The 6,528-nt window shown below is 62.3% G+C and carries 6 protein-coding genes; 4 read left to right on the top strand and 2 right to left on the bottom strand.

The features are described from left to right. Positions 1 to 341 precede the first annotated feature (341 nt). Together KY501_RS52550 and KY501_RS52555 are read right to left on the bottom strand one after the other, a co-directional pair. Positions 342 to 1,091: a hypothetical protein gene (locus KY501_RS52550; RefSeq protein WP_224373186.1), complete on the bottom strand. Its 750-nt coding sequence runs from the start codon at positions 1,089 to 1,091 to the stop codon at positions 342 to 344. Between the two features lie 9 nt (positions 1,092 to 1,100). Continuing rightward, positions 1,101 to 1,775 (bottom strand): hypothetical protein, encoded by a 675-nt coding sequence (locus KY501_RS52555; protein ID WP_224373188.1) that lies wholly within the window; start codon positions 1,773 to 1,775, stop codon positions 1,101 to 1,103. 462 nt (positions 1,776 to 2,237) lie between these two features. On the opposite strand from KY501_RS52555, the gene KY501_RS52560 reads away from it, so the two are divergent. The 4 genes from KY501_RS52560 to KY501_RS52575 all read left to right on the top strand — a co-directional run bounded on the left by KY501_RS52560 (position 2,238) and on the right by KY501_RS52575 (position 6,474). Next, positions 2,238 to 3,146, top strand: coding sequence for a DUF6310 domain-containing protein (locus tag KY501_RS52560; RefSeq protein ID WP_224373189.1), 909 nt, complete (start codon positions 2,238 to 2,240; stop codon positions 3,144 to 3,146). Between the two features lies 1 nt (position 3,147). Continuing rightward, positions 3,148 to 3,906: a DUF5953 family protein gene (locus tag KY501_RS52565; protein WP_224373191.1), complete on the top strand. Its 759-nt coding sequence runs from the start codon at positions 3,148 to 3,150 to the stop codon at positions 3,904 to 3,906. A gap of 70 nt (positions 3,907 to 3,976) precedes the next feature. Beyond that, positions 3,977 to 4,840, top strand: coding sequence for a DUF2381 family protein (locus KY501_RS52570; protein WP_224373193.1), 864 nt, complete (start codon positions 3,977 to 3,979; stop codon positions 4,838 to 4,840). Next, a complete protein-coding gene (locus KY501_RS52575; RefSeq protein WP_224373195.1) occupies positions 4,837 to 6,474 on the top strand; it encodes a serine/threonine protein kinase in 1,638 nt (545 codons plus the stop codon). The genes KY501_RS52570 and KY501_RS52575 overlap by 4 nt, the downstream gene beginning before the upstream one ends. Positions 6,475 to 6,528 lie beyond the last annotated feature (54 nt).

Genomic DNA, 6,528 nt, shown 5'->3' on the forward strand with positions numbered 1-6,528 from the left:
TCAACTCCTTCGTTCCTTCAATCGTCCGTCCCATGCATCCTCCCGCCAGCCATTCGACTGGGCAGGGCACGGTACGGACCTTCTCCAGGTCAGATCACGCACGCTTGCCGAAGGGACACGGATCGCTTACGTCCGCGCAGACGGTGCCGTGGCCTTCTACCCGGTACGGTTCCGGGGGGTGCGCTTGTATGGGCGGGCAGGGAGTACAGGTAGTCACTCAGGATCTGCGCTCCCTGCGATACAGCAGCCTCGATGGACTACTCGATCACCCCCCGATTTCCCGCTGGAGCTTCGCCACAACAGAGTTTCCGAGCCGTGGGAGAGTGACCGAGCAGCGCTCCTCACGTGAAGCGTAGAACCACATTCCTGACAAGGTCATCAACAAAGGCCTCCGCTTGAACCTGAGTGACAACAACATCGGAAGGATGGGCTGCAGAATTACGCTTGGCGAGTTTCTCGGTGAGAACCTTTGCGATATCGCCGGTGATAATACCTGCCGAGCGGCAAATCTGGATCACCTGCGACTCCTTTAGCTCGGCAAATTCCTCCCGTTTGCCGATCGCTTGAATCGTCGCCTTCTGATGCTCCTTGCTAAACGAGAGTGGCCACTGTGCGTTAAAGGCTGCGAGATGGTTCTTGAGGATAAACAGGCAGAAATGGTCGAACGTGAGGTTCCATGTCATGACTATCGCTGCCCGGAAGGCACCGCACCGAAGGCACCGAATCGCCTCGTCCAGGAAGGCTCGCTCTGCCAAGTCGGGTACTTTTGCAGGCAACTCCGCGAGCAACTTGTCGACCTGGACCGTTATTGGGCGCTGGCCGTACCGTTCCTCGTAAGAATCGCGAACCCCTTTTTCCAGGCGATACCCATTGCTGTCCTTCAAGAGATCGCGCTGCTGAACGAGCTGCGCCACCAGTTGGTGGATATTGCCCGGTTGGGAGAGGTTTAGCGCCTCGTAGCGGCTGCGAAGGTCGCTGACACTAAACCTCTCCTTGCGATCCTTTGAGTGCAGGGACCAAGCGAAAAACCTGATCTTCTCTGCATGGGTCCACTGATCGAATCCCGCGATGCTATTGACGAGCTGTTCCATTGCGTGTTGCTAGCCGTTCGGCGTCTCGTTGACCTTGCCAAGCCCAACGTGCGTAATCTCGAATTCCCCCTTGGCCTTGCCGCTCCTAAACCAGCCCTGCTTCTTCATCGAACGAAGCGGAGAGCCGACGTCGTCCGGAACGTTCCACGACATCCACCGAAAGCACGTATAGATGTGGTCGGTCGTGATGGCGTCGATCTTGAGTTCTTCCTTCAGCCAAGCGGCAATAACCAAGTACTTCTTGCTGTCGGTGTCGGGGTTCTTCTGTGCGATGAACGCCTTGAGAGGAGTGCTGCCGGCATTGAGGTCGAGGTTAAGGATCGTCGGCGTGCGGTGCTGACGGATGGTCTTCTGCCGCCCGCTGCTGGTGTCTTGGCTCGCCACAGGCTCGTTGTTCTCTGGCTCGCTGTGCTCGACTTCAGCATCGACCTCTGCCGGCGCCAGCTCATCGAATGTCATTTGGTCGTCGCTTGCAGCTCGCGTTGCATCAGTCTTGGGAGCGAGAGTTCGCCCAGAACCGCTGTGGACAGGCTTGAGGGTAGTGCCGTTTGCGCGATTGAGAGCAGCAGCGATGTTGCGAAGACCTTCCTGGATGGCTGGCGTACCGCCTTCCACCTCAAACTCAAGGAAGCGAAACTTCACCCGGCCCTTCTCATTGTTACCATCCCGATTGCGCACTTCCATTTCCTCCGTTCTGACTACATTGAATGCCTAAGCCACAGCATTCCGACGTACTGCGCCCTTTGGACTGACATGGCGTGAGCGTACGTCAGCCGACTGCACATCTTACGCTTTTTTATCGGCGATCGTTGAGGTGCAGACAGACAGCCAAAAGGAAAACAAGGATATTTTTGGATCTATCGCCAGAGCCGCCAAACCAAGAAAATATGAGAACCAAGAAGGGCTGGGCAGCCGCCCCCACCAAGATCGTGCCTGTGACGCCGCGCCGCTCCTGTCGCGCTCCGGGCCGTATTGTTGCGCGCCTGCCCCCTCCGGGCTACCCCCTCATAGCGGGGCCCACTTGAGTTGAGCGACCTCCTCCCTCCACCCCATTGAGCCCCGCTGTCAGTGTCAGGGGGTGCTGGCGTACTCCAGAACGGGCCAGCCTTGACCCACGGCCCCCCGCTTGATTGAAAGGACGCAGCCATGCCTCGCCGAACTTGCAGCGCCTCCCTGCTCCTGCTCCTGCTCTCGGCCTGCGCCACGATGGAGCCGAGCCCGGGAGAGCCAGAGGCCCCGAGCCCGAGATTCGCCAACCTTCAGCGTGCGGCGCTGTACCCCTGGACAGATGATGGGCAGTGTGTGGTGCGCGAAGCCTCCAACGAATGGCCTATCCTTGCGGAGCGGTGCTTTCACGCGCTCGATCGCGACAGGGTCAGATTTCGGGATGTCACCAAACGATGCGCCGTTGCCTACGCGGATGCAGCCGCCCCCGCAGTCGTGGCCCTCTGTATATTTGCCGCACCCGAGATCGTCGTCGGTGCAGTAGTTGTTGTTGGCGCGGTGGTGGTGGCAGCCGCGATCCAAGAGGGGATTGATGCTTATCAACGGAACGCATCCCGTGAGCATGCGAAGCCCAAGCCTCAGACACGGCCATCCAGCGAGCAGGAACCCGTCGCGAACAGAGATCCCGCGCCGAGGGGCTTGGGGCGGGACTATCTCCCACCCGTAACATCCGATCCCACAGAGCGCCCTGAGTGCAGGCCCGTCCCGGTGCCGCACGCGGGCGGCAATGACCCGCACAACGCCTGCGCCGACCTCATTCCGCAGAACAGCTTCCCCGGCTGGGACGTGCTTGTTAATGGCAAGCAATTTGACGCGCTGGTACTTGTTACGCGGACTCTATGGGACATCAAGACTGATAATTTCGACAAGCACAATCCCCACTCTCAGAAGTTTTTTATCAAAGTGAAGTTGCCAGAGTTGCAACGCGAAGCCAGGCTCGCCAAGGAATGCGGCTATGACTTCGTCGTTGGCGTGCGCAGCGAAGCGCATAAGGCCGCGCTAAGCCTCGCGGATCGCAGCCTCAAAGTTGTCGTCATGGACTGGTGCTGAAATGGCTGTTAACCAGAATGATCTTAGCATCATCGTCTACGCGCCCGCGCTCCTGGATGACGATGGGCGACCCCTTGCCATCGTCCATGGAATGGAAGGTGCGCTTCCTGGCTTGCGGTTAGGGTGGACGCTTTCTAATAAGGAAGACTTCATTGCATTACCTCACCGCGATGAGTGGGTCGCGACAGACAGGACAGACAACGGCTTTCCCTTTCTTTGCAACAATGACAAAGACCGCCCCGTGACGCTCTTTGGGCTGGAGAACCCGAACGGGCTTGCCGCAGGAGGCCCGCCGCACTTCGAAGTCCATGGGGCATTGCACCTGGACGGAGCCGGCATCGCGGCGGCAGGGGATGTACTGGAAGCCATTGCGGAGGGCGCACGCGCGTTCTGGGGGCACGCGACCCCGTTCAACGCGGGGGTTGAGATCGCACAACAGACGAGTCCCACGCTGGAAGGGCCTCCATGCCCTCCCCGGGGGCTGCCAGCGCTCAAACTCCCAGGCGAGATCCGTGCGCCTGAGATTCCGCATTACCTCGGCTGGCTGAACTATTGGTCGGCCGCTGCCGCAGAAGTCATCGGGTTCCCGGATCCTGCTCGCGACGCCGAGCTGCTCATACGGGCGCGGCGCACGGCTTCGGGCGGGTGGGTCGTGCAGGTCACCGATGCGCCGCTCGATCTCGACATCCCTGCGCACCTGGACGCGCTCAAGCGGGCCTACGAGCGCTTCCCGCAGATCGGCGGGCGCGACTCACCTTGACCGCTCAGCTCGGGCCGCGCTGCGCGGGTGCTGGCGATGGTAGGGTGCAAATCCAGGAGGTCACCCACCTTTGATCGTACCCGTCAGATTGGCCCTTCTGCTCGCTCTCTTGCTGGGGGCTGCCGCGCGAGCCGAAGCCGCGCCGAGCCGCACGAAGCGAGATCGGCCCGTCGCCGTCACCGGCAGCCCCGCCGAGCCCCTGCCCCAGATCCACGTCGCGCCTGACGTGCCCACGGTCCTGCTCTTTCCCGGCGACATCCTGAAGAAGACCCTCACGGTCGACGAGTCCCGGATCCGGGTCGTGGACACGGGCGGGCGCTCGATCATCGTGCAAGCGGTGGTGGATTACCGGCCCGACGAGCGGCAGGAACTCGAGGTTTTCTTCGCGGATGGGCAGGCGCCTGCTCGGGCGGCGTTCGTGCTCGTAATGGATCCTGCCGAAGTGGACACGCGGATCGACGTGAAGCGGCCCGAGCCGCCGAATGGAGCCTGTCCGGTCGAAGTGCCGCCCACCCCCCGACCGGAAGACTTCGTGCGGCTGGGCTACGTGGGCGAATCCGGCGTGCCCACGGCTACGCTCGACGGAGCCACCAATGAGACGCAGGGGCTCAAGTCGGACCCGGGCGTGTCCTATCGCGGTAACGGTTGGGTACTCTTTGACGTAGCGATCACCAACCTTCCCGGCCGCCCGCCCTTCTCGCCACGCGAAGCAACGCTGAGGGGGAAGGATGGCGTCACGCTGCGGGCGCTTCGCGTGACGGCTGAAAGGGACACTATCGCCCCCGGGGAATTTGCCCGTGTGCTTGTGGTGGCAGACGTTCCGCCCCCGAGCGCAGGACTTGTCTTCACTCTCGAAGTGCTCGGGGCCGATGGCCGTAGTCTTGTGATTCCGCGAGTGCCCCTCCCGGTCGCCGTGACGGAGGGCAAGCGATGAGGACTCTTCTCAGGCTGCCTTCCGGCCTGTTCATTGACGGCTGGCACGTGTTGAAGGAACTCGGCAACGGTGGGTTTGCCGTCGTCTATCTCGTTGAGAAGAACGCGCTGCGTCGCGCGGTCAAGGTGGCGCGGCACCGTCAGGCCAGCGGGGACGACAAACAGACACACGCTCGCTTGAAGCGCGAATTGACGGTTCTTTCGATGCTGGATCATCCGAACATCGTCGCGCTTTGCGGCCATGGGTACGCGGAAGCAGGCAATTTCTACCTCGCTCTTGAGTATGTGGATGGCTGGACGCTCGACGAGTGGAAAGAGCGCAAGCACCCCACCTTTCACGAAATCCTGCGCGTCTTTGTGAAGATCGCCGCCGCCCTGGCCTACATGCACAGCCGGGGCATCCTTCACCGGGATTTGAAGCTCGCTAACGTGGTGATCCGGAAGAGCGACGGCGAGCCGGTGATCATCGACTTTGGCTGTGCGACATACGAACAAGCAGCCGATCTGACCGAGAGCGGACTTCCGCCCGGAACCGATCGCTTCCGTGCCCCCGAGCAGTTCACATACCTGCGCGAGCACAGGGAAGAGCGCCGGGCGAAGTATGCCTTCCAGGTAGCCGACGAAATCTTCGCCGTCGGCGCGATGCTCTACGAACTGCTAACGGACCCGCGACCGACCGAAGAGCGCCCGCGCGAGACTCTCAACAGCCCGTTCGATCCGCCCACGCCGCCCCGGGCTCGGAACCCCCGCGTGCCCGAAGCGCTCGGCGATCTCGTCGAAAGCATGCTGTCCCGCGATCCCGCAGACCGCCCTGTTGATACCGACGCGCTTCACCGCGAGCTGGCCGAGTTGGAGGCGCATCCGGGAGCTGACTACCAGGCGCTCGCGCATCCCCCCTCGGAGCAGCGTCGACCCGAGCGGCCCAACGTTGGCGAGCCGGTCGAGCAGGACGCGGGCCGATGGAGCAAGCTGCGTGCGTTGGGCGGCAGGGTGGGTGCCGTTGTCCGTCGCTCGGGGAAGCGGCTCGCGGTTGGCGCGGTTGCTGCTGTTGCGCTTGCCGCTGTCGCTCTCTGGCTCCGTCCCCAAACGCCTGAGTCAGTGGCCGAGCCCATCGTCGCCACGAGCCCGACGCCCCCGGCAGCCGCCCCTGATATGTCACCCCTCGCCCCCGCGCCTGTGGTGGGCACATTGCCAACACCCGCCCCTGTATCGGAGGAAGGTTCAACCGTGAAGACACCCCCACCCGAAGACCCGAAAGAAGCACGCCGCCAGAAGACCTCTTCCGGCTCGGACATGCGCAAAGTCGTGCCGTTCGTGTGCTCCCTCGCGGCCGGATGCACCGGCGTTCCAGTCAAGCCCGATGCGTTCACCTGCCCCGAGGGCGCGGTCGCAACGCGAAAGCAGCTTCACTGGGGAGAGACAGAGCGCTTTAGCCTCGTGGTGGATGACCGATACGATCCATGGGGGGACGTGTGGCTTCGCGCGGGCGACACTGTTGTCGGGGTTCTTCCAGAGGGAGCAACCCCATCGCAGGCCCAAATAGCCCCCCCAGGAACGCGCTTTCTCGGCGGTAAGGAGCCGCGCAGGAATAAAGTTTCAGTTTGCGGGTGCCCGAGATCGTGCCCATCAATGTAGGCATGGACCTGGAGGAAGTCATCGCGGCGAAGTACCAAGCGCTTGAGAGCGGAC

The organism is Hyalangium versicolor (assembly GCF_020103695.1).
GTDB lineage: Bacteria > Myxococcota > Myxococcia > Myxococcales > Myxococcaceae > Hyalangium > Hyalangium versicolor.

Excerpts from the sequence above, each read along its gene's own strand:
- KY501_RS52550 (WP_224373186.1), bottom strand. The coding sequence starts at position 1,091 with ATGGAACAGCTCGTCAATAGCATCGCGGGATTCGATCAGTGGACCCAT.
- KY501_RS52555 (WP_224373188.1), bottom strand. The coding sequence starts at position 1,775 with ATGGAAGTGCGCAATCGGGATGGTAACAATGAGAAGGGCCGGGTGAAG.
- KY501_RS52560 (WP_224373189.1), top strand. The coding sequence starts at position 2,238 with ATGCCTCGCCGAACTTGCAGCGCCTCCCTGCTCCTGCTCCTGCTCTCG.
- KY501_RS52565 (WP_224373191.1), top strand. The coding sequence starts at position 3,148 with ATGGCTGTTAACCAGAATGATCTTAGCATCATCGTCTACGCGCCCGCG.
- KY501_RS52575 (WP_224373195.1), top strand. The coding sequence starts at position 4,837 with ATGAGGACTCTTCTCAGGCTGCCTTCCGGCCTGTTCATTGACGGCTGG.